This is a genomic window from Streptomyces brasiliensis (assembly GCF_014647875.1).
In the GTDB taxonomy this organism is placed as follows: domain Bacteria; phylum Actinomycetota; class Actinomycetes; order Streptomycetales; family Streptomycetaceae; genus Streptomyces; species Streptomyces brasiliensis.
Genome location: NZ_BMQA01000091.1, coordinates 1 through 20,457, shown reverse-complemented (window position 1 = coordinate 20,457; position 20,457 = coordinate 1). Strand labels below are relative to the sequence as shown.

Annotated in this window: 19 protein-coding genes and 5 pseudogenes; 7 read left to right on the top strand and 17 right to left on the bottom strand. The window is 68.9% G+C overall.

The features are described from left to right. Positions 1-504 precede the first annotated feature (504 nt). Positions 505-696 carry a hypothetical protein gene (locus IEZ19_RS45130; protein WP_189317204.1) on the bottom strand — a complete coding sequence of 64 codons (192 nt, stop codon included), beginning with the start codon at positions 694-696 and terminating at the stop codon, positions 505-507. A 79-nt stretch (positions 697-775) separates the two neighbouring features. Here IEZ19_RS45130 and IEZ19_RS45125 point away from each other — a divergent pair, with 79 nt between their 5' ends. The 3 genes and pseudogenes from IEZ19_RS45125 to IEZ19_RS45115 all read left to right on the top strand — a co-directional run. After that, positions 776-922, top strand: a complete 147-nt coding sequence (locus IEZ19_RS45125) for a hypothetical protein (RefSeq protein WP_189317203.1) — start codon at positions 776-778, stop codon at positions 920-922. Positions 923-974: 52 nt separating this feature from the next. Then, positions 975-1,622 carry a Mu transposase domain-containing protein gene (locus IEZ19_RS45120; protein ID WP_373297154.1) on the top strand — a complete coding sequence of 216 codons (648 nt, stop codon included), beginning with the start codon at positions 975-977 and terminating at the stop codon, positions 1,620-1,622. Next, a pseudogene (locus IEZ19_RS45115) lies at positions 1,619-1,987 on the top strand (ATP-binding protein); the annotation flags it as partial. The gene IEZ19_RS45120 and the pseudogene IEZ19_RS45115, both read left to right, overlap by 4 nt. 90 nt (positions 1,988-2,077) lie before the next feature. Here IEZ19_RS45115 and IEZ19_RS45110 read toward each other — a convergent pair. After that, on the bottom strand, positions 2,078-2,815 hold the full coding sequence (locus IEZ19_RS45110; protein ID WP_189317202.1) for an SDR family oxidoreductase: 738 nt from the start codon (positions 2,813-2,815) through the stop codon (positions 2,078-2,080). A 138-nt stretch (positions 2,816-2,953) separates the two neighbouring features. Here IEZ19_RS45110 and IEZ19_RS45105 point away from each other — a divergent pair, with 138 nt between their 5' ends. After that, on the top strand, positions 2,954-3,526 hold the full coding sequence (locus IEZ19_RS45105) for a TetR/AcrR family transcriptional regulator (RefSeq protein ID WP_189317201.1): 573 nt from the start codon (positions 2,954-2,956) through the stop codon (positions 3,524-3,526). 121 nt (positions 3,527-3,647) lie between these two features. After that, positions 3,648-3,821 (top strand): annotated as a pseudogene (locus IEZ19_RS45100) (ISL3 family transposase); the annotation flags it as partial. A gap of 9 nt (positions 3,822-3,830) precedes the next feature. On the opposite strand, the gene IEZ19_RS45095 reads toward IEZ19_RS45100, so the two are convergent. The 8 genes and pseudogenes from IEZ19_RS45095 to IEZ19_RS45065 form a co-directional block, all read right to left on the bottom strand. After that, positions 3,831-3,974 (bottom strand): hypothetical protein, encoded by a 144-nt coding sequence (locus tag IEZ19_RS45095; protein WP_189317200.1) that lies wholly within the window; start codon positions 3,972-3,974, stop codon positions 3,831-3,833. Between the two features lie 536 nt (positions 3,975-4,510). After that, positions 4,511-5,245, bottom strand: a complete 735-nt coding sequence (locus IEZ19_RS45090) for an SDR family NAD(P)-dependent oxidoreductase (protein ID WP_189317199.1) — start codon at positions 5,243-5,245, stop codon at positions 4,511-4,513. 395 nt (positions 5,246-5,640) lie between these two features. Next, complete coding sequence (locus IEZ19_RS45085) at positions 5,641-6,237, bottom strand: TetR/AcrR family transcriptional regulator (RefSeq protein WP_189317198.1); 597 nt, start codon at positions 6,235-6,237, stop codon at positions 5,641-5,643. 290 nt (positions 6,238-6,527) lie between these two features. After that, a complete protein-coding gene (locus IEZ19_RS52830) occupies positions 6,528-6,944 on the bottom strand; it encodes a DUF742 domain-containing protein (RefSeq protein ID WP_189317197.1) in 417 nt (138 codons plus the stop codon). Between the two features lie 427 nt (positions 6,945-7,371). Beyond that, positions 7,372-7,650 (bottom strand): hypothetical protein, encoded by a 279-nt coding sequence (locus tag IEZ19_RS45075; RefSeq protein ID WP_189317196.1) that lies wholly within the window; start codon positions 7,648-7,650, stop codon positions 7,372-7,374. 154 nt (positions 7,651-7,804) lie between these two features. After that, positions 7,805-7,932, bottom strand: a pseudogene (locus IEZ19_RS51970) (IS630 family transposase); the annotation flags it as partial. A gap of 108 nt (positions 7,933-8,040) precedes the next feature. Continuing rightward, the gene (locus IEZ19_RS45070) at positions 8,041-8,892 is read right to left on the bottom strand and encodes an NAD(P)H-binding protein (protein ID WP_189317195.1); all 852 of its coding nucleotides are present in this window, start codon (positions 8,890-8,892) and stop codon (positions 8,041-8,043) included. A gap of 26 nt (positions 8,893-8,918) precedes the next feature. Further along, positions 8,919-9,632: an SDR family NAD(P)-dependent oxidoreductase gene (locus IEZ19_RS45065; RefSeq protein WP_189317194.1), complete on the bottom strand. Its 714-nt coding sequence runs from the start codon at positions 9,630-9,632 to the stop codon at positions 8,919-8,921. A 110-nt stretch (positions 9,633-9,742) separates the two neighbouring features. On the opposite strand from IEZ19_RS45065, the gene IEZ19_RS45060 reads away from it, so the two are divergent. Then, a complete protein-coding gene (locus tag IEZ19_RS45060) occupies positions 9,743-10,609 on the top strand; it encodes a helix-turn-helix domain-containing protein (RefSeq protein WP_229841579.1) in 867 nt (288 codons plus the stop codon). Between the two features lie 86 nt (positions 10,610-10,695). On the opposite strand, the gene IEZ19_RS45055 is transcribed toward IEZ19_RS45060, so the two are convergent. From IEZ19_RS45055 to IEZ19_RS45040, 4 genes and pseudogenes are all read right to left on the bottom strand, one after another. Then, complete coding sequence (locus tag IEZ19_RS45055) at positions 10,696-11,328, bottom strand: hypothetical protein (protein WP_189317193.1); 633 nt, start codon at positions 11,326-11,328, stop codon at positions 10,696-10,698. A 367-nt stretch (positions 11,329-11,695) separates the two neighbouring features. Continuing rightward, positions 11,696-11,794, bottom strand: a pseudogene (locus IEZ19_RS45050) (IS5/IS1182 family transposase); the annotation flags it as partial. Beyond that, positions 11,781-12,041 (bottom strand): transposase, encoded by a 261-nt coding sequence (locus IEZ19_RS45045; protein ID WP_189317192.1) that lies wholly within the window; start codon positions 12,039-12,041, stop codon positions 11,781-11,783. The gene IEZ19_RS45045 and the pseudogene IEZ19_RS45050, both read right to left, overlap by 14 nt. 78 nt (positions 12,042-12,119) lie before the next feature. Further along, positions 12,120-14,303 carry a SpoIIE family protein phosphatase gene (locus tag IEZ19_RS45040; RefSeq protein ID WP_189317191.1) on the bottom strand — a complete coding sequence of 728 codons (2,184 nt, stop codon included), beginning with the start codon at positions 14,301-14,303 and terminating at the stop codon, positions 12,120-12,122. 375 nt (positions 14,304-14,678) lie between these two features. Here IEZ19_RS45040 and IEZ19_RS45035 point away from each other — a divergent pair, with 375 nt between their 5' ends. Next, positions 14,679-14,933, top strand: a complete 255-nt coding sequence (locus IEZ19_RS45035) for a response regulator transcription factor (RefSeq protein ID WP_189317190.1) — start codon at positions 14,679-14,681, stop codon at positions 14,931-14,933. 111 nt (positions 14,934-15,044) lie between these two features. Here the strand turns inward: IEZ19_RS45035 and IEZ19_RS45030 are convergent, their stop codons facing one another. The 3 genes and pseudogenes from IEZ19_RS45030 to IEZ19_RS45020 form a co-directional block, all read right to left on the bottom strand. Next, the gene (locus tag IEZ19_RS45030) at positions 15,045-16,031 is read right to left on the bottom strand and encodes a zinc ribbon domain-containing protein (RefSeq protein WP_229841578.1); all 987 of its coding nucleotides are present in this window, start codon (positions 16,029-16,031) and stop codon (positions 15,045-15,047) included. Between the two features lie 1,214 nt (positions 16,032-17,245). After that, positions 17,246-19,333, bottom strand: a complete 2,088-nt coding sequence (locus IEZ19_RS45025) for a serine/threonine-protein kinase (protein WP_189317189.1) — start codon at positions 19,331-19,333, stop codon at positions 17,246-17,248. A gap of 180 nt (positions 19,334-19,513) precedes the next feature. Continuing rightward, positions 19,514-19,795 (bottom strand): annotated as a pseudogene (locus IEZ19_RS45020) (IS256 family transposase); the annotation flags it as partial. Positions 19,796-20,457: the final 662 nt, after the last annotated feature.

Genomic DNA, 20,457 nt, shown 5'->3' with positions numbered 1-20,457 from the left:
TGCGCGATGAAGCCGAAGCCCTTCTCCGCGTTGAACCACTTCACAGTGCCCTTGGCCATGTCTGTCTCCTTCGACGAGGGTTCGAGCCCGCACGGGTACGGGCCCGGAGGTAATCGCCCTGGTCCAAAGAGGGCTGCACAGCAAAACGCCCGCGGGCAAGATGACCGCGGGCGAACGACTTCGGAACCACGACTGCTCTGTAATCAGGCTAGTCCCTTTGCCGGGGTACTGCCAGGGGAAACCCCGCCAGTCCCCGCCGTACGCCGGTGCAAACACTGCGCAAGACGCCCCCGGACCGGGCGGTCAACGGAGCAGACTCGGTAGTGCGGACTCAGAGCCGCGCGCAGGAGGCTCCGTCTGACACGACCATCCGCCCCGACGCAGCCTCCCGCGCTGAGAACCAGGTGGGTACGCGGTCCCCCCAGCCTCCGGCCATCGCGTGGCTGAGGCCGAACATCAACCAGCGCAACTCCGCGCAGACTTGGTGCACTTCGTGTCCGAACATCAGTCAGCCTCTGCGGAGTTGATGGGAGGCAGCAGGCCGTCGCCGGGCCACAGGGGAGAGCCTGCTTCCGCCCGGGCCAGGTGCTTGCCGGCCTGAACGAGGACCTCGATCCGGTCGGCGGGCCCGTACACCTGGTGCTTCCCGGTCGTCGGGCCGACGGCGCGGACCTCGCTGTGCGGGCCGGCGCACACCAGGGCGCGGGCGATGTTCGGCAGGCCCAGGCTGAGGGCGTCGCAGTCGTGGTCGCGGACGAGTTGCAGCAGGTCTTCGGTGACCGCCTCCCAGTCGCCGACCTCCGGCCAGCGCGCGCCGCCGTCCAGTTCGGCTCACCTGGACCAGCTCTTGGACTTCCTGCCACCGGGACCTGACAAGGACCGGCTCATCACCTGGACGGAGGCGCGCAAGCACCTGCCCTGAACCATCGTCCCGACGGTGATCACGGCATCCGAGCGCGAAGTTCAGAGAACTAATCAGTGTCCGCACGAACCACTACTCGGTGCCGGTGCGGCTGATCGGACGACGGGTGCGGGTGATGCTGCACGCCTCCGAGCTGGTGGTCTACGACGACGGGGTCGAAGTCGCCCGGCATGAACGGCTGATGACCAAGGCCGGCTCGCGGCTGGTGCTGGATCACTATCTGGAGGCTCTGGTCCGCAAGCCGGGAGCCCTGCCCGGATCGACCGCGCTGGAACAGGCCCGCTCCGCGGGGAAGTTCACTCCGGTCCACGACGCGTGGTGGGCGGCTGCCTGCAAGGCCCACGGCGACCGGGACGGCACCCGGGCGCTGATCGAGGTCCTGTTGCTGGGCCGGCACATGCCGCACGAGCACCTGGTCGCCGGGCTCGCCGCGGCCCTGCGGGCCGGAGCGATGACCTCGGACGCGGTCGCGCTGGAGGCCCGCAAGGCGGCGGAGGCCGACGGCACCTTGGCCCCGGCGCCGTCCGAGCCTGCGGAACCGGACCTGTTCCGGCAGCCGAAGGTCACGTCGCTGACCGAGCGGAGGCTGGCGCATCTGCCGCCGGACACCCGGCCACTGCCCTCGGTGGCCGTCTACGACCAGTTACTGCGACGACGCCGGCCGGGCGGCCGGCCCCACCCCGAGGGAGAAGAGCCGTGACCGTCAAACGCCACCGTGGCCTGACCGAGCAGGCGGCCGACGCGGCCATCGAAGCGTCCTGCATGGCCCTGCGACTGCCCACGATCCGGAGCCAGTTCGCCGGCATCGCCACCGACGCGGCCAAGGGCCAGATGACCTACCGCGGGTTCCTCGCGGAACTCCTGCTGGCCGAGTGCGACGACCGGGCTCGCCGACGCTCCGAGCGCCGGATCAAGGCCGCCTCATTCCCCCGGGAAAAATCCCTGCGGCAATTCGATTTCGACGCCAACCCGAACATCGACCCCGTCGTGATCCACACCCTCGCGTCCTGCGAATGGGTGAAGAAGGGACTTCCGCTCTGTCTCATAGGAGACTCCGGAACCGGCCTCGCCCAGGCCCGGGCCAGGGCCGAGGCCACTGGCTGAAGTGCCTGTTTGTCATCCCGCCCAATCGAACGCGATGGTCTCTGCCGGTCGTCAGGCTTGTACGGTGGGCCGGACGACGACCTCGCTGATGTCGACGCCGATGGGCTGCTCGATCGCGAAACCGATCGCGGATGCGATGGCGGAGGGCGGGATGGCAATCTCGTCGCGCTGTCGGGCCATCGCTGCTGCTGTCTCGGGGCTCGCTCCCCTGCCGACCCCCTCGGTGTTGGTGAACCCGGGTGAGACAAGGGTGACGCGCAGGTCGGGACCGGACTCCTGCCGCAGCCCCTCGGTCAGTACTTTGACTGCCGTCTTGGTGGCCGCATAGACGCTCTGCGGTGATTTCACGACGTAGGCCGCGGTGGAGGCAACGTTGACGAACTGGCCGGAACGCTGCCGCCGGAAGAGGGGCAGTGCCGCTCCGATCCCGTTCAGCAGGCCGGTGATGTGCGTCGCCACCATCGCGTCCCAGTCGTTCTGGCGCAACTCGTCGAACGGTGACACCGCCATCGTGCCGGCATTGGAAACCAGGACGTCGAGCCGGCCGAACCGGTCGACCGACGTGTCCGTGAGAAGCTTCAGATCTTCCCGGCGCGTCACGTCGATGACGACTCCGACGGCTGAGCCGCCCTGCGCGACGATCTGGTCCACCACCGCGTTCAGTCGGTCTTCCCGTCGGGCGCCGAGCACGAGCCGGGCCCCTTTCTCGGCGAGATATGTCGCCGTTGCCGCTCCGATGCCGCTGCTGGCACCAGTGATCGCTACTACCTTGCCTTCGATTCCCGACATGATCAAAAGTCCTCGCAGAGAGAGCGCGCAGGTCAGGCCATGACCTACAGTGGAACTGGGGGCGCCACCATTTGTAGACTAAGTGGGCACGCCTCCGTTTAGCAACTGGAGAAGATCACGAGGAGATGGCAGCCGCCGATGGCCCAAGACGCACAACGTCCGTTGCGAGCTGACGCGCGACGCAACCGGGACAAGATCCTCACGGCTGCGGTGCGTGTGTTCACCGAGGAGGGACTGGATGCGCACCTGGAGCGCGTCGCCAAGGCGGCGGGCGTGGGCAGTGCAACCCTGTACCGCAACTTCCCCACCCGGGAAGCCCTGATCGAGGCGGTCTACCGCAATGAAGTGGCCCAGCTGTGCGACGCCGTTCCCGATCTTCTGACGGCGAAGCCGCCGTACGAAGCCCTGCGCGCCTGGACACGCCTCTTCCTGGACTACGTCACCGCCAAACTCGGCATGGCCGACGCCCTGCGCGCCATCGCCGCTACGGGAAAGAACCCCTACGGTCACAGCCGGGACATGATCCAGGCCGCCATCGCCACCCTGATGGACGCATGCGCAGATGCCGGGACGATCCGCACCGACATCAGCCCGAGCGACATAAGTGCCGCCCTGGCGGGCATCGCCCTTACCTCGGCGCAGCCCGAACAACGAGAGCAGGCCGAACGCCTCCTCGACCTCACCCTGGACGGATTGGCTGCCCGGTCGTGATGCCGCCTTCGAGAGCCCGCTTCCGATCCGAGGCGCACGTTTCCGAGGCGCACGTTTGCACAGCTCAGGACTCGAACGGGGTCTGGTCCTAGGAGCTTGGGGCCGGTGAAGTGGATGGGACCGCCTTGCCCGGCACTTGGAGCGCGACCTCGACGCCGTCATCGCCGGACTCTCGCAGCCGTGGAACTCCGGAGTCGTCGAGGGCCATGTCAACCGGATCAAGATGCTGAAGCGCCAGATGTTCGGCCGCGCCGGCTTCGAACTCCTCCGCAAGCGCGTCCTGCTCTACTCCTGAGAAGGCTGCTCAGGACGCATCATTGATCATCCCGAAGTCCTCCGGGAACGCTTCCAGGAACTCGCGGCGAGCCGGGTTGCTCTCGCCGGCTGCCATCTCTCCAACCAGCTCGATCAGCTCCTGTCGCTGATAACTCGACAGTGTGCTGACCACGTGTGCAACACCCTCCATGGCTTCGTTGATGTCTAGGAACAGCGTTTGTCGACTGTTTCGGGAGGCGGTTGGTGATCAACAGGCTCGGAAATGACGAGGAGAAATGACGGCACTGCCGTAGTCGCGGAGCACATCGCTCGAGTGCACGCGAGAACTACGGCGTCTACGGTGCCCGCAAGGGGGCTACGTTGAACCGGGAGTGTGCCAGGTGGCCGGCACCGTCGAGTGGCTCATGCGCGCCCAGGTCGTCCGGTCCGCACCATCGCCGGCGATGGTGCGGACCGGACGACCTGGGCAACAGTCGGCTCTGGGCCGCGGACTTCACCTACGCCGCGGCCTGGTCAGCAATCGGCACCGATGCTGGGATTAAGGTGCCTCTGATCGAAAGACGAGAGCCCGCACGCCGGCCTCCCCTGTCTGCCGAGCCGCGTCGGCCAAGTCGGCGCTGAACTGCCGCCTGATTGCGGTTGTGCGGCGGGGCGGTCAGCACGATCGAGCGACAGGGCCGGAATGTTCGCATGCGTTTACGAGAGCACTCACACCTGCGCGGAACCACCGTCGGCGAAGAACTCGGCACCGTTGACGTAACTCGACGCGTCCGAGGCAAGGAACGTCGTCACGGCGGCGATCTCCTCGGGTTCGGCGAGCCGACCAAGGGGGATCCGGTCTTCGGCCTGCTTGAGCCTCTCGGGCGTGACCAGATCGAGGAGACCGGGGGTGCGGGTGCCGCCCGGGGATACGACGTTGACCCGAAAGCCATGTGTGCGCGAGCTGAGGGCCCAACCGCGGGCGAGGTTGCGGACTGCGGCCTTCGATGCTGCGTAGACCTCGAGTCCCTGGTTGGGCCGTGTCGTGGCGGTCGAACCCGTGAGGATCACCGAAGCGTTTGCGCTGAGGTGCGGCAGCGCTTGTTGCAGGGTGAAGATTGTTCCCTTGACGTTGGTGGCGAACACTGAGTCGATCAGATCCTCCGTCACCTCGCCGAGCGGAGCTGCGGTGCCGACGCCGGCGTTGGCGACCAGTACGTCGATGCGGCCGGCCTGGTCGTGCACGGTTTCGTAGAACGCGTCGAGCTCTGAGGGCACCGAAATATCACAGACCACGCCCGTTACGGCAGGTCCGAGCTCGGCAACCGCGGCGTCGAGCGCGTCCTTGCGGCGACCGGTGATGAAAACCTTGGCGCCCTCGTCGCGGAATGCGCGTGCGGTCGCGAATCCGATGCCGGTGCTGCCACCGGTGACCACGGCGACTTTATCTGCCAGGACGGCCATGCCGCCCTCCTTCCAAGTTATGGACTGTCCAGTCCGTAACCTTTCCAGATCTGGACCGTGCGGTCAATATTCCTTTGATGGCGGGGAGGGTCGGCTCCTCGGCGTGGCCCCACGGCCGGGCCGAGGAGGCCGCAGCGCAGAGCCCACGCACGCGCGGCCCCGGAGCCACCAGGCAGACACCTGCCGCGACCGCCCCGCGGCAGCGCCGACCGCCGCGGCAGGATCGACCTGCCGGGGCGCTGTCCGAACTACCTGACGATTGGCCGCCACGCCGGAGCCCAGCCAGCGGACCGCGGTCCTTGGCAAGAGCCACAGCGTGCAGCTTGAGGGCGCACCGTTCAGGGTTCGGGGCCGGTTGAGGGCCGCGACGGTACAGGTCGGCCGGTGAGTTGTTGCTACTGCGTTGGGGTGGGCAGTAGCCGCGCCAGGGCGGACTGGGCCACTTCGGTGAGCATGTCGATGTCCATGCCGGTGCGCCCGAGCGCGATGAGGCCGAGTTGGGCGACGAGGACCGCGCGGGCGGTCTCGGCGGGGTCGGCGTCAGGGGCGAGGTCGCCTTCGCGCTGGGCGCGCTCCAGCGCCGCGGTGAGGGTGGTGGCGATCTCGTCGTAGCTGCGGCGGGCCTCAGCGGCCACGTCCGGAGCGCTGGTGGCGAGCTCGGCGTTGCTGTTGGCCAGCAAGCAACCCCGACGCGCAACTGCTCCGGTCGGGTCGCCGGTCGGGCCGAGCAGGAACTCGCGCACCAGGTCGATCCCTCGCGCCGCGGACACCAGACGCTCGCGCAGCATCAGCAGGTTCGCGTCGTCGTAGTTGCGCAGCACCCGCAGGAACAGGCTTCGCTTGTCTCCGAACGCCCCGTAGAGGCTGCCCTTGCCCAGCCCGCTCACGCGTAGCAGGTCGTCCATCGATGTCGCCGCGTAGCCCTTGTCCCAGAACTCGTCGCGGATGGCGAGAAGCACACGGTCTTCGTCAAACTCGCGAGGTCGGGGCATGCCCCCACCGTACTAGTTCTGGACTGTATGGGCCACAATGTGCTCGGGCCGCTGCCGGCCCGGCTTGCTGCGATGAGATGCTGATGGCTGGGTCCTCGGGTGGGCCGCTGTAGCCGCGATGTTCCCAGGAGAAGACGACTCCGCGTCTGCCGCGTGGTCAGGGGCTTGCGGCGGACGCAGGATCTCGTCGATCACCGACTTGAACGGATCCAGGCCGCTGGCCCGCGGCGGGAGCTTCTTGCGCGGCGTCGGCCAGGACGAGTCCAACGCCTTCCGTACCGTCCGCCACGTCACACCGTACTTGCGTTCAAGCTCCCACTGCGTCCAGGCCAGCCGGTCCCGGAGAGTGCCTCGCCGGGGCCCGGCCGTTGACGCCTACGGTTAGAGTCTGCCGAGCCCGCTCTCTCCAGCAGCCCCGTGTCAAGCCGGCCGCCGGTGGCGCCGGCCCCGTCAGGCTGATGAATGACGACCAGTCCCGCCTCCGCCATGTCGGCGACAAGAATGCGCGCAACGCCCAGCGGCATGCGAAGAAGCGCCGAGATCTCGGCCACTGACTTGATCTCTCGGCACAACCCCCAGATCCGAAGCCACCCCGGAGTTCGGCGAGCAGCACGCTCAGGTAGTCGTCGATCGTGCCCGCGCCGCACTCGGCCATGAACTTCTTGAAGTCGCCGGGGAAGAGGTGCCCCAACTGGCTTCCACTGCATCCCAGTCCACCGTGTCACCCGTCCCCGGGTGGGAGGGCAAGACGCTCCTCAGCTCATCGAACCAGGTCAAGACTTCACCGCCTCTCGGGCATTGCGGTGGCGAGCCGGTCGGTTCCGGAAGGCCGGTGCGGCTGTCGGTGACCTTCCAGCCCTTGCCAGGAGCAGACAAGCCGCTGGTCGGCATGTGCGACTCGGCCCGCTGCCCGCAGGCCACCCACCACATTGGGCACCGGCCGGTGTGGGCCTCCAGCGCACAGAACAAGAAGGTGTCCATCGGCAGGATCGGACGCGGGCAGAAGGACGGCGTCGTACTTCCCGTACTCCCCTCCAACAGTGCCGTAGTCGGTGGACGCTGCAGTGTTGCCCGGTGCGTCGAAGGCGGTGGTCGTCTTACGATTCGTCGCGTCGGTGATCTCGGACTGGCGCTCTACACCCCGCGCCAGCTCTCGAACTCATGGCGCTCCCCTGCTGAGAGTCGCTCACTGAACGGGTCCGCTTCGCCGGTCAGGGCCGCGACGAAGACACAGCCCGCACCCTCCTCGGCGAGCGCCTGCACGAGTTTCTCCCGGGCCACCCGGGCACGCTCAGCCCGTTCCGTGGCAGCGGCAACCTCCTCCTGGGTCTGGCTCAGCACCTCCCGCCACGACTCCAGCTCCTCCCGCGCCCGCGCCTCACGCTGTTCGAGCAGACCGATCACCGACGGCATCGCACCCTCCGGGGTCGACAACAACCGTCCGCTGCCTGCTCCCACCCCTTCACAATCATGTACCGCGGCCAGGGCCTGCGTGTTTACGCCCATCGATGCCTGTCCGGATAGTTCCGAGCTACTGAGCTTGAACTCGTGATGTCGCCTTCCGTGGTCAAGGATTGATCGTCAGGCCGGTCTCGGCGAGGCAGCCGTCTATGAGGCTGCTGCGGTACTGGATGTGGCGTAGGTGCTGAAGGCGACGTTGGAGAGCCAGCCGCGCCGCAGCAGGGACCAGATTCCTCAACGTCAGTAGTCACATCCACCTGTGTGGTGTCGAGGCCCGCAATACGATTCTGGCGTGAAGCGCTGACCTCGGTGGCTGGGCGCCTGGTCCACGGGAGGCTTGAATCAGCGCAAGGCGTCGGCGTTGCGTTCGCACCAGGCACGGAACGTCCCGGGTGCCCGGCCCGTGAGGTTCTGCACGTCGTCTGTGACGTAGGCGGAGCGCCCCTTGCGGAACACCGTGTTCAGGTACTCCAGTGCCTGCGCTTGCTCGGCGGGTACACCGTGGGCGATCTGCGTCTGGGCGAACTCGCGCGGAGTGATGTCCTGGAAGTCGATGGTCCGGCCGGTCACCTCGGCGATCGTGGCCACCTGCTCGCGAGAGGTGAGCGCTTCAGGCCCGGTCAGGGTGTAGCCCTTGCCGACGTGCCCGTCCTCGGTGAGCACGACGGCGGCGCAGCGGGCGATGTCCTCGGGGTCGATGACAGCCAGGCGGCCCTCCCCGGTGGGGTCGACGACCTTGCCGGCGCGGATGCCGTCCAGCCACCACAGGGCATTGGACGCGAAGCCGTTGGGGCGCAAATAGGTGACGCCGAGCCCGGAGGCGCGCAGGAGGTCCTCGCGCGCCGCGAGGGCTCCGCCGATGACGGGGTTGTCGCTGATCGGCATCAGCCGTGCACCGACCGAGGACAGCAGGACGATCCTGGTGTTGCCGGCGTTGCGCACGGCGTCGATCACGATCTGGGTCTGCTGGGTTCCGCTGCCCACCTGCATGAGGAAGACGGCGTCCACGCCCTTGACGGCGGTGGCCACGTCATCGGGGTTGTCGAGATTGCCGACGCTGCGTTCGATCCCGGCCGGCAGGTCGGCCGCTCGGGCGGGGTCGCGCACGAGCACCCGGACGGGGTGGCCCTGTTCGTGCAGCTGCCGCGCGAGCGGGCCGCCGACGTTGCCTGTGGCTCCGGTGATGAGATACATGTGCGTTCCTTTCGGGGTGGTGGTGATTACCAGGGCAGTTCGCCGTCGCGATCGGCGAAGGTGCCGGTCGGGCCGCCGGGTGCGTTGAGGGCGAAAGCGATAATGGCGTCGGTGCCGTCGTGGACCGAGTGGCCCTGACCGCCGCTGAGGTCGGTGGCGGTCATTCCGGGGTCCGCAGTGTTGACGCGGATGTGCGGCAGCAGCCGTGCGTACCGGGCGGTGAGCATGTTGATGGCCGCCTTCGCTGCGCCGTAGAGCGGAGAGCCGAATCGCGATTCGATCCGGCTCTCGTCGTGGAAGAGGCCGAACGAACCCAGGCCACTGCTGACGTTGACGATGCGGGGGTCCGTGGAGCGTTCGAGCAGCGGCAGGAACGCGTGGATCATGCGGACGTAGCCGACGACGTTGGTCAGCAACACCGTCGTGGCATCGTCCGCGGTGTAGTCCTTGGCTTCGACCAGAGGACCGGTGATGCCCGCGTTGTTGATCAGCACATCGAGGTGGCCGTCGGTCTGCTCCACGGTTACGGCGGCATGATCGACCGACGTATCAGAGGTCACGTCCAGTTCGAGGAACTGTGCGCCGACCTCGTCGGCAGCCCTCTTGCCCAGTTCGGGGTTACGGGCGGTGAGGTAGACACGGTAGCCCGCCTCGACCAGACGCCGCGCCGTCTCCAGGCCGATGCCCTTGTTGGCGCCCGTGACCAGGGCGAGGGGTGCGCCTGCAGTGGGGGTGTTCATCCCTGGCTTCCTTTCTCTCGCAGCCAGATCGAGTCTGGGCCGCGAGAGCGGGGGCATCGTGGCCCACATCGGGCCACCCAGCAGCCGGCGGCGCGTCGAACAATGAAGCGGTGAGCACCGACAATGCAGCTGTGAACGAAGCACCGGATCTGGCGACGTTGCTGCGCTCCTGGCGCGCCCGCCTCCAGCCGCAAGACGTGGGCCTGCCCTTTAGACCGGGCACGCGCAAGACCGCGGGACTGCGCCGCGAAGAGGTCGCCTGGCTCGCCGGCGTCTCACCCGACTACGTCAAACGCCTCGAACAAGGCCGCGCGCACCCCAGCCTGGCCATCCTGCGCGCGCTCGCGCGAACGCTGCGCCTGTCGGCAGCCGAATACGAACTGGCCTGCCGCCTGGCGGGACACACCGCCCAATCGGGCGGACTGGTGCCGCAGCACATCGGCCCCAGCGTGCAGCGCCTGCTCGACCGCCTGACCGACACCCCGATCGCCGTCTTCGACGCGGCCTGGACCCTCATCCAGCACAATGATCCGTGGGCCGCGCTGACCGGCGACGACTGGCGCGGCGGCCGGTCGGCGAACATCGTGTGGCGGGTCTTCCGCGAAGACACGGGGCGCGTGCAGCACCCGGACCCGGACGAGCACAAGGCATCGCTCGTCGCCGACCTGCGCGACACCGCAGCGCGCTACCCGGCCGACCGCGAACTGATGGACATGATCGGCACGTTGCGGAGATCGAGCCCCGAATTCGCGCGCCTGTGGGAAGGCTCCACAGTCGCGCACCACAAAAGCGAACGGAAGACCGTCGACCATCCACACGTCGGCGAAGTCGAACTCGACTGCGACGTGCTGTCGGTACACGGCACCGACCTGCGCATCGTCGTCTACACAGCGGCACCCGGCAGTGAAGCAGCCGACAAGCTGCAACTGCTGACCGTCCTCGGCACCGAGAACATGACCCCGCCGCTACGGCCCTGAAGACGTTCGGGTCTGGCCCGTAGTCGGTGGTGACGCCCAGTAGCCGTCCGCGATCATGATCTTGTGTAGGCAATCCATCGTGGACGTCAGGGGATGTGCAGGGAGCCTGTGAGCTGCTGGTAGAGCTGCTTCACGCCCTTTTCGTCCGTGGCAGGGCCGCTGGCCCCGAGTCCGACGAGGTGGTCGGCGGCGGCGACGTAACGGACGAGGACCACTCTCGGGACACCGTTGTCGTCGAACGTGATCCGGCCCTCGCGGGCGGGATGGCCGGCGACTTTAAGGGGCTGGTTCCTGCTGACGGTCCCACTGGTCGAGGCGGCAATGCCGCGGATGGCCGGGTCCAGGGCGGCCTTGGTATCTGCTCCGTGCATGTCCGTGACCTGGAAGACAACCTTGTTTTTCCCGGCGCTGACCTTGTACGTCCGTAGCTGGTAGGTCTTACCGCTCAAGGTGATCGAGTCGTGCTCGACTTTGGTCCTGCCGGGCAGCTTGACGGTGATGCCGCTCGGTGCGTCGGTGGTGTTGACCCACTGTGCGGCGATGCCGCGAGGCGGGCTGGTGACCGGGCCCCCGGCGGTGGCGGCGAGGCGCAGGCTGCCGGTGCGCGCGAAGTCCTGGGGGGTGCTGACGGCGGTGGCCCCGCCTATCGCCGCGCCAGTCAGAACGGCGGTCAAGCCGGCGGTGGTGGCGGTGCGGACAAAGCGGCGTGTAGTTCTCATGGGCCCTCCCGGTGGCCTGAGCTCCCCGTTGATGAGGATGAGCTCCACATTCCAGTCGACTGCGGCTCGTCCCACCTGTCATCTCCGGCATCAGCAGCAAAGCGGTCGGCTGTCCCGAGCGACAAGGACGCCCCTTCCAGCCGGTCGTTTCCGGTTTTGCATGCCGTACAGCCCTCGAGAGGGGCACGATGCGCGGCTCCGAGAGGCGACCACGCAGAATTCACCGGTCTGCCCGTCCCACTGCTCCCATCCGGTCGTACTCTGGCGCGCGCTCTGCCAGGGCACCTCAGCAAGATCCCGTTACGAGCTCGTAGCCACGATGCGTTCTGACCTCATGGCTCTGTGTGCCTGCCTTTTACACCGTGTCCTATGCGGTGAGGCGGACATATCGCTTGTAGCAGCAGATGGCGGCGGCGAGTCCGAGGAAGGCCAGGTAGTTGCGGGGATTGCGCTCATAGCGGGGGCTGCTGCTGTTCCCGGTTCTCCCGCCGCAGGCGGCGCAGCTCTTCCTTCTCGTCGCTGGTCAGCGTGCCCACCGGGCCCTGACCGCGGTCGGCCTTGTCCTGGTTCACCCAGTTACGCAGCCCCTCCGGGCTCACGCCGATCTCCCGGGCGACCTCGGTGACCGTCTTCCCCGACGTGTGGACCAGCGCGACCGCGTCCCGTTTGGACTCGGCCGTGTACCGCTTGCTCGTGTTGCTCTTCTTGCGCACTACCTGGAACTGCTTCCCCCGGGACCGTCCGTCCCAATGTCAGGCTGTCCAGCCCGGCAGGGGAACTTCTGGGGAACTTCACTCACTGTCAGGTGTGACGGTTTGTTCGGCCCAGATGGTCTTGCCGGTGGGGGTATGGCGGGTGCCCCAGCGGTCGGCGAGTTGGGCGACGAGGAGGAGGCCGCGTCCGCCTTCGTCGTAGATGCGGGCGCGGCGCATGTGGGGGGTGGTGCTGCTGGTGTCGGAGACTTCGCAGATGAGGTTGGTGTTGTGGTGGATCATGCGGAGCTGGACGGGGGGTTTGCCGTAGCGGATGGCGTTGGTGACGAGTTCGCTGACGATGAGTTCGGTGATGAAGGCGGCGTGGGTCAGTCCCCACGTGGTGACCTGGGCGGTGGCATTTTGGCGGGCGTGGGCGACGACGGCGGGGTGGGGTTGCAGGTCCCAGGCGGCGACGCGGTCGGCGCTGAGGGCGCGGGTGCGGGCGAGGAGCAGGACGATGTCGTCGTCGGGGCGGTGGGTGAGGGTGGCGGTGAGGACGTGGTCGCAGACGGTGTCGAGGCTGTGGGCAGGGCGGACGAGGCCGGCGAACATTTTGTCGAGGGCTTCGTCGATGTCGTGGTCTCGGGGTTCGAGGAGGCCGTCGGTGTAGAGGGCGAGCAGGCTGCCTTCGGGTAGTTCGGTCTCGGTGGCCTCGAACGGCAGGCCGCCCAGGCCGAGCGGGGGGCCGGCGGGGACGTCGAGGAGGTAGGCGGCGTCGGGAGTGACGACGGCGGGCGGGGGGTGGCCGGCCCGGGCGAGGGTGCAGCGGCGGGTGACGGGGTCGTAGACGGCGTAGAGGCAAGTGACGCCGATGCCGCCGGCGCCTTCGGGGGCGCCTTCGGGGGTGGCTTCGTCGGCGGAGAGGCGGATGACGAGGTCGTCGAGGTGGGTGAGCAGTTCGTCGGGCGGCAGGTCGACGTCGGCCAGGGTGCTTACCGCGGTGCGCAGCCGGCCCATGGTGGCCGAGGCGCGGATGCCGTGGCCGACGACGTCGCCGACGACGAGGGCGACGCGTGCGCCTGACAGCGGGATCACGTCGAACCAGTCGCCGCCGACGCCGGCCAGGGGGTCGGCGGGCAGGTAGCGGGAGGCGATCTCGAGGGCGGCCTGCTCGGGCAGGGCCCGCGGGAGCAGGCTGCGCTGCAGGGTCATGGCGGTGGTGCGTTCGCGGGTGTGACGCCGGGCGTTGTGGATGCTCAGGGCGGCCCGGGCGGTGAGCTCCTCGGCCAGCTGCAGGTCCTGGGGGGTGAAGGGGGCAGGGTTGTGGTGGCGGCTGAAGAGGGCGGCGCCCAGGGTGGTGCCTCGGGCGCGCAGCGGCACCACCATGAGCGAGTGTGTGCCCCACTCGCGGATCCGGGCCGCTCCTGGGTCCTCGCCGGCCCACCGGGCAAGGGTGGGCCCGGTCATCTCGTAGAGCGCCCCGCGGTCCTTTGCCAGGCATTCGGCCACCGGGGACAGCGCCGGGTAGGTGCTGGACTCGCCGACGGCGACCGGGGACTCGGGGCTTCCTTCCAGGACCGAGCGCACGGCGGCGCGGCCCATGGTGACCGGCCCGGGCAAAGCGGTGGCGCCCGCCTCCTCACCGCGCGCAGGGAGCAGGTCGACGGCGGCGAAGTCCGCGAGGCGGGGGACGGCGACGTCGGTGAGTTCCTGGGCTGTACGGGCGATGTCCAGGGTGGTGCCGATACGGGCGCCGGCCTCGTTCAGCAGCATCCGCTCCCCCTCCGTGTGCTCCTCGTGCCCCTGGTACGCGGTCAGGCACACGCCCCGCAGCCGGCCCGCGCCGTCGCGCAGCGCGGTCAGCGACACCGGCCGGCCACTTTCTGGACCGTCAGCGCATCCGGCACGGGCGGCAGAGAGGAAGGCCTCGGTCCACTGCGGCTCGCCGTCCTGAAGCACCCGGCGCATCCGCGCCTGGATCTCCTCGCCCACGGGATGCGGCGCGATGTCCACCGGGCGCAGCCCGCGCATCTCGGCCTCGGTGAGCGAGAGGGCGCGCTCCATGCCGGTGTTCGCCGCGATCAGCCGCAGATCCGTGCCGAAGACGGCCAGGATGCAGGGGGACTGGGCGAACGCCCACTCCTTCAGCTCCCTCAGCCCGCCCGGCTCCTCCTCCTGCCCCCGCTCGCCCGGTGCGCCCGGTGTGCCTTTGCGGGGCGGCTCGAGCGGGGCGTCCGCATCGCCCGGCCGTTCACCAGGAGGAGTGGGAAGGTGCTCCATCGGCGCTCATCTCGCCTCGCTCGTTCCTCGACCGCTGTTCCCGGGGAAACCCCCGCGGCCAGGGCCCCTACCAACAAGCATGATCCTGCGGGGCAGGAAGCACCAACACGGTGCTCGGTGAGGTGCCCGGGCCAGGCGGGGGCGCGGACCGCCCGCGGTGGGCGGTGCGCTGTGTGCGGGGCCTGTACCGAGGGTGGTTCTGTACGTCACCGATGTAGGCGGATAACGAAAATTTCAGGAAATGTGCGACGGCGTGGAACCGGCCTGGGCCCTGCCCGTGTCAATTAGGAGCAAATATCCACATTTCGGCATCCGTGTACTGCTCCGGAGCTGTGAGCCGGGACGACCGGACCGATGCGCCGAAGGAAAGCCGCCATGAACCTCGCACCCGCCCTGCACGCCGAAGCCCCCAACCCCGCCTCTGCCTTCGCGTGCGGGCCGGCTGCGCTGGCCCCGCGTGAGCGGGAGGCGCTGCGGCACATCGCCGCCGGGCGCACCTACCTGCAGACGGCCCGACGCATGGGGCTCTCGAGACACACCGTCGATGCGTATCTGCGCCGGATCCGGGCCAAGCTCGGCATCAGCAGCACCGCCGAGCTCACGCGCCTGGCCGTCTCCCTGGGCCTGTGACGCCGCGTTTCGGACCGGGCGGGGGTCGTGAACTGCTCGTTCTGCACGCGCTTCGCGAGTTGGCACGAGCGGTGAGGATGATCGCGGCGGAGGTATAGCGTCTCTGATCAGCTAAGCGATCCTGGGTTGGATTGAGTTTCCGTCTCGGTGTTCCCATCGCGGAGGGGAAGCATGGGCGTGGAGATGGAATCCAGCGCCCAGCGCTGCCCCTCGCTGCTGGTGGGTGTGCTTGACCGACGTGTTCACACCCTGGTCCCGGTGGGCTGCGCGAGGCAGGCAGTGCCGGGCCGTGTGAGCGTGTCCCTCCGGACGCTTGCCCGCCGGCCCCGAAGGACTGGTGGGAGAGGGTGCCCTGCGTCGCCTGGGCGCGGGGCGTGCTGTTCGAGGCCGGGTGGGGCCGGTCTTCGACCGATCCCTGCCCCGGCTGGTCTCGGGGGCCGTGCTGATGACGGCTTCGGCTTCGAGTCGGTCGACCACCGAGCGGATCATCAGCGCCCCGGTAGCGCGGTCCGCAACGGTCTTGGTCTGGTGTGTGAGGCCGCGGGCTGCGATACGCCGCCGAGCGCCGTGATCACGGTCGCCCTGCCAGCCGCATTCCTGGTTGGGGCAGATCGCCCACTTCCAGCCCGCCGTGGTGCGGCGGTCCGGTGCCTTGCGGTGCCGCAGCGGGGTGAGGCAGGCCGGGCAGTGCTTGGAGGTGTTCCGCGCCGGCACGGTCACCACGGCGATGCCGACTTCGGCGGCGAGGTGCCGCATGCGGTCGATGATCTGTCCGCGCACCTGCTGGGACATGCGGGTGTTGTGGGTGCGGCCCATGCCGAGTGCTTCCACCGAGCGGAGGTCTTCAACATGGATCACCGTCGCTCGGGCCACGATGGCTTGATCGACAGCCCAACGGGCGGCGGCCCATGCCACCGCGTCGTTGAGGTTGGAGCGGCGGCGGGAGACGTGAGCGATCTCGTCGCGCAGCACCTGGTGCCGCTCGGCCAGGGCGTGATCCCCGGCTCCGCCGATGAGGCGGTCGTACTGGTCGGCCTTCGCGTGCAGGGCCTCGCACTGGCCGCAGACGGTGCTGCTTGGCCAGCACGCCAGCAGCACGGAACATGCCGCCCGAGCCAAGGGCCTGGATACGGCCGTCAGCATGCAGGCGGGCCGCACCAGCCGAGAGGAGCGTGTTCAGGCCCCAGTCGATGCCCAGGGCCACGGTGTGCCCGGAGCGCTTCGTCTTCGGGACGGCGTGAGGGAACATCACGTCGGCGTGGACTTTGCGCTGCCTGATGCGCAGCGTCGGCAGGTGCAGCACTGCCGAAGCCGGAACGGTCGGCGGCATCTGTATCGAGCAGGACACCCACGTCCAGTCCCGGTACGAGGCCGGATCCGGCCTGGCTGGTAGCTGCAACCGCAGCAGCGCCCTGCCCGGCTGATCGGCCCGTTCGATCGTCGCTTGCTGCCGGTCTGAGGTTCCCCCGCTGCGTGGGAGTGGCTGGTTAGCTGGTCAGGGCGGGTTGACGTGGTTTCAGGTTCACTTGTTCGGCTGTCGCTTGGCTGGTGTAGTGCTTCTCCATCCACGCCAGAACACACTCGTGCGCTGTCCCGCGGCAGCAGTTCACAACCCCGGCTGACGCGGCAGCTTTCCGTCCCTGCGAGCAGCACCACCCCGCCCGGAGCAGTGGAACCCGGCGCCCACCCGACGTGTCACTCGGGTCCCCGGCATGCCCGCCATCAGCCACAGAAAGCGAAACGACCCACCGACTCCGTCGGCGGACCGTCATGCAAGATCGAGGCTGGCTCGTACGTGGGTGGACAGATGAGGTTGTACGCCGACAACACTCTGCGCAACGGTTTTCAAGACGGACACCGCGCAGTGGGCGACACCTGCCCCAACCTTGCCTCACACACAGCCCGGCGGGTTCAGGGGGCCCGTGCATTCCGTGCTCTGCGATTCCGCCGCGGCCTTCGTTGTCTGAGGCATTGCCTCAGCACTCGTCACGCCCACCGTTGCGGCGAGCAGCGCAGCAACGCAAAACGCACCGACGAGGTGTCGGATGCGCTTCCGGGCGCTTGGCACCATGATGATCTCCCTTGACTTGGGGCGGATTACTCCTTTTTGTCGGTTTAGTATTACAGCTTGGTACTGCAGCCGGACCACTGTCAACCACTATTTCCCTGGTCAACGGCCTGGAGGTGGGGAGTGCAGTGGGGCGGGGACCCCAGCGTCGGGCCGCAGCCAGGCCCGCCCGGCGACCAACAGCCGAGAACCACCGGCTCACCGCGACCGACTCGACTTTGCCGCCCCGAGCGAAAAGGGGAGGCTAGAACTTGATCACCGACACCGAGGCCGAGCCCTCATTGGCCGTGTAGGCCCGGCGTCCGTCCGGGGACACCGCCACCGACACCGGGTACCCGCCGACATTGATGGGGTTGCCCACGGTGCGGTGGGTGGCGGTGTTGATCACCGACACCGAATCCGAGCCGGCATTGGCCACGTAGGCCCGGCGTCCGTCCCGGGAGACCGCCACCCACACCGGGTACCCGCCGACATGGATGGGGTTGCCCACGGTGCGGTGGGTGGCGGTGTCGATCACCGACACCGAATCCGAACCGGAGTTGGCCGTGTAGGCCCGGCCTCCGTCCCGGGAGACCGCCACCCCGTACGGCGTCTTGCCGACATGGATGGGGTTGCCCACGGTGCGGTTGGCGGCGGTGTCGATCACCGACACCGAATCCGAGCCGGCATTGGCCGTGTAGACCCAGCGTCCGTCCTGGGAGACCGCCACCCCGTACGGCGTCTTGCCGACATGGATGGGGTTGCCCACGGTGCGGTTGGTGGCGGTGTCGATCACCGACACCGAATCCGAGCCGTAGTTGGCCGTGTAGGCCCTGCGTCCGTCCGGGGAGGCCGCCACCCCGACGGGCTTCGTGCCGACATGGATGGGGTTGCCCACGGTGCGGTTGGTGGCGGTGTCGATCACCGACACCGAATCCGAGCCGGTATTGGCCGTGTAGGCCCGGCCTCCGTCCGGGGACACCGCCACCCCGACGGGCTTCGTGCCGACACCGATGGGGTTGCCCACGGTGCGGTTGGCGGCGGTGTCGATCACCGACACCGAAGCCGGGCCGTAGTAGTTGGTCGCGTAGGCCTGGCGCCCGTCCGGCGACACCGCCACCCCGCCCGGGGATTTGCCGACCCGAATCGAGGACACGGACGGTGCGGTGGGACCCGAGGAACGGGACTGTGCCAGGTAGATGCCGCCTGCCGCGGCAAGCGCCACCAGCGCCACCCCCGCAATGAGCCTGGCCCGTCGGTTTCTGGGCCGCGGCGGGCGGGGCCGCAGCCGGGCCTCGTCCCCTTTGTGCGGCAGCGGTTTTAGGGGCGGGCCGGCCGGTTCCTCCGGCTCGGCCGGCGACAGGATCTCGGTCGGCGGGGCCGATTCCTGGGGGCGCGGCGGCTTCGAGGCGGGGGGCTGCTCGGGCGGCGGCACCTGCGGTGAGGGAGCCGGTTGCTGCAAAGGGGACGGGTGGGGCTGGCCGGCGATGGAGGCGAGCCGCCGGGCGGCCTCCTCACCGTCCATCCTGTCCGCGGGGTCCTTGGCCAGCAGCTCGAGGAGGACCGGGGTCAGCTCCGTCGCCTGGCGCGGCAGGCTCGGGGACTCGAACAGCAGGGCGCTCAGCGTGGCGAGGGCGGTGTCGCGGTCGAAGGGACCGGCCCCCTCGAGGGCGTAGTACAGGGTGGCCCCGAGCGAGAACAGGTCGCCGGCAGGGGTGGGCGGCTGACTGTTGGCCCGCTCCGGGGCCATGAAGCGCGGCGTCCCGAGGATCTCCAGGGTGGCGGTCAGGCGGTCCTCCCCGGAGCTCGGCTCCAGCGCGATGCCGTAGTCGGTGAGCATCACCCGGCCGCCGCCCTCCGTCGGATAGGAGGGCTGGGGCCCCGGATGGGTCAGCAGGATGTTGGCCGGTTTGACGTCCCGGTGCAGGACGCCGAGCCGGTGTCCCTCCAGCAGGGCGTCGAGGACCGCCAGACCGATCCGGGCGACGTCGCCGGGCGGCAGCGGCCCCCGCTCGCGCACCACCGCCTCCAGATCCATGGCACCGGGCACGAACTCCATGACGATCCACGGCAGGCCGCCCTCCTCCACGATGTCGTGCACGGTGACGACATGCGGATGGTTGCGCAGCCGGGCGGCGTGCCGGGCCTCGCCGCGGGCCCTCGCGATCCGGGAGCTCACCTCGCATTCGGGGACGTCCGGCGGCAGAATGATCTCCTTGAGCGCGACCTCGCACGCCAGTTCCTGGTCGTACGCCAGCCACACACGTCCCATGCCGCCGGTACCGAGCCGACGCAGAAGCCGGTAACGTCCGGTGATCACGCGCCCGGCGGCCTCTTGTTGCGCTCCTGACATGGCACTCCTCTTCCAGGGCGGCCAGCAGGGGTTCCTCGGCGAGCGCTGAAGGGGCTCTCTCCACGTATCGCATATCGCTCGAAGAACGGCAAGTCACCCAGAACGGGTGTAGCCCGCGTGTGTTCCGCGCGGCGGTGTCGGGATCAGGAGCGGGAAAGCGCGAGCGCCGAGAAATGGTCATCACTGTGGATCGGTTGAGGTTGTGCATGCCGTGAGAGGGTGCAGGCGTTCGATGAGCTGACCGCATTCGAAGCGGGTTCCGGCGTGGACGAGGGCGACGAGGTGGGGCGCGTTCACAGCCCGCCACCGCCCTCGGGCGGACTCGACGAGTTTGAAGACCATGGCCAGGGCGGCGGTGCGGGAGCCGGCGCCGCGGGTGACCGTGGTCCGTAGCCGGACGATGGCGAAGGTGGACTCGATAGGGTTCGGGGTGCGCAGGGGGATCCAGTGCTCGGCGGGGAAATGCGGCTTGTCGGCGACGACGATGTGCTCGGCGCGGTACACGACGTCGACGCCGAAGGGCACGGGCACCTCGGCCGACAGCTCCCGGTCAAACCCCACGTACAGCCTCAGCACATAGGGCGCGCCGGGCGCCACGGCCGCCCGTCCACCCCCACGATCAGCCCGTCCCGCAGCATCCCGTCGCTCACTCCGAGCCCCACCGCGCGCCACTCCACCAGATGGTCACGCCCCGCCGGCGGGCAGCCGGACCTGCACCGGACCGACCCCGTGGTACTGGAGCAAAGGAGCAGGAGGTACCGGCGGGCAACCGCTGCGGGCGGGCGGTCTGATGGCCATGGACCGGGAGAACCGCCGGCCGCCCACCTGGGCATCTCCATGGCCGTTGACAGCTGTGTGCCCGCACGTTCCGCCGAGCCGAGGACACCCCGGTGGGGAAGGGCGGGCGCGTCAACGGCGCCGGATACCGCCGAGGGCAGGGCGCAGCTCCCGAAAACCGCTTGGGCGCGCGCCCCTACCGCCGCCTTGCTTCCCCCACGCCCTCCTTGATCCACGACATGGTGCCCGCGGGCACGCCGGCCGCAGGCACGCAACCCCACGCTGGAAGCGGAGGGCGGCTTGACCATCCGCCCCCCGCCGCGCTCATGGCGTTCCAGAACCCGGCC